Source organism: Zavarzinella formosa DSM 19928, assembly GCF_000255705.1.
GTDB lineage: Bacteria > Planctomycetota > Planctomycetia > Gemmatales > Gemmataceae > Zavarzinella > Zavarzinella formosa.
On sequence record NZ_JH636453.1, the window covers coordinates 91037 to 92195 of the forward strand.

The following is a 1159-nucleotide window of genomic DNA, read 5'->3' on the forward strand; positions in this document are numbered from 1 at the left end:
CAAAGGGGAACGCGCCCGGCTGGAAGAAGCCCTGCGGATCAACCAACCGCTGGCGACGGCGTATTACATGAAAGAAGAGTTTCGCCACTTCTGGGAGCAGGGGAGCCCGAAAGACGCCGCCCGGTTTCTGGACGACTGGTGTCGGCGGGCCGAGGCGTCCAAGCTGTCGGTGTTGCAGAAGATGGCGAGTTCTTTCCAGATGCACCGGACCGGCCTGCTGAACTACCATCGCTGTCCGATTTCGACCGGCCCCCTCGAAGGGGTGAACAACAAAATCAAGACCCTGCAACGACAGGCCTATGGCTACCGTGACCAAGAATTCTTCCACCTTCGCATTTACTCAATCCATCGAGCCAAGTACGAACTTCTCGGATGAGCCTTTTTTTATTTGCTCTTAACTCGAATTGTGCGATTTTTCAGACAACAAAAACACTTGGGAATCCAAGGTTTTTTCGGCGCTCAACTGGGTTGATTCGACACCCATGCAAGCATTATGAATCGCCAAATCGTCCGCAAGCACGTGTTTTTGCGGCAATTTGAAGACCATGCCTTTCAAAAAGCGCACAAGTCCAGCTAAAGAAGTTCCGCCAAACCCGTCTGCTTTTTCGATTTCGGAGATTCCGAAGTCGTCGCAAGGCTTGTGCGACACGCCAATGGCGGCTGGCGCGGTCATGAAGGTTGTGCCAGACACGGCGAGGAAAAGCTCCCGCCCGGTGTCTCCGACGAAGCAGGTGTGATAGTCGGCGACTCTGAAGTTATACACGGTCTGCCATTCGCCGGTGTCAAAGACCTCCTCGACGTTCAGCCAGCGGCCGTCTTCGGTCAGGATGCGATCCTCGGGCGTCAGGTCGTGGGCCGCGATCCAGCCTTTGCCTTCCGCATAGAAGGGGTGTTCTCCGGTGGTGCCGATGACCTGCCCGCCGACGTGGAGGCTGATCACCGGGGCGAAGCGGACGAACACCTCCTCGATTTCCTTCAACTCCACCGGGCCCGAGGGGTCGTTCTCGGAGCGTGACCAGACCCGTTCGCCGACCTGGAACTCCTCCACGGGACGGCTGCCATGCTCGCCGCGGATGGGGGTGCCGGCGACGAAGCAGGCCTTGCTGGCCTGGTAGAGTCCCAGCCCGGCCCCCAGCAGGTCGATCATCCCGCCGAACCA

General features: G+C 58.5%; 2 protein-coding genes. One reads left to right on the top strand and one right to left on the bottom strand.

Annotated elements, in window-relative coordinates; translation table 11 throughout:
- On the top strand, positions 1-376 hold a 376-nt coding region (locus BGIM_RS0144850; protein ID WP_020475525.1), incomplete at its 5' end, for a transposase.
- 18 nt (positions 377-394) lie between these two features.
- On the opposite strand, the gene BGIM_RS0144855 is transcribed toward BGIM_RS0144850, so the two are convergent.
- Positions 395-1147, bottom strand: coding sequence for a polymorphic toxin-type HINT domain-containing protein (locus BGIM_RS0144855; protein ID WP_157369926.1), 753 nt, complete (start codon positions 1145-1147; stop codon positions 395-397).
- Between the last annotated feature and the right edge of the window lie 12 nt (positions 1148-1159).

Bases quoted from the DNA above. Each gene is read 5' to 3' on its own strand.
- BGIM_RS0144855 (WP_157369926.1), bottom strand. From the start codon at position 1,147: ATGATCGACCTGCTGGGGGCCGGGCTGGGACTCTACCAGGCCAGCAAG.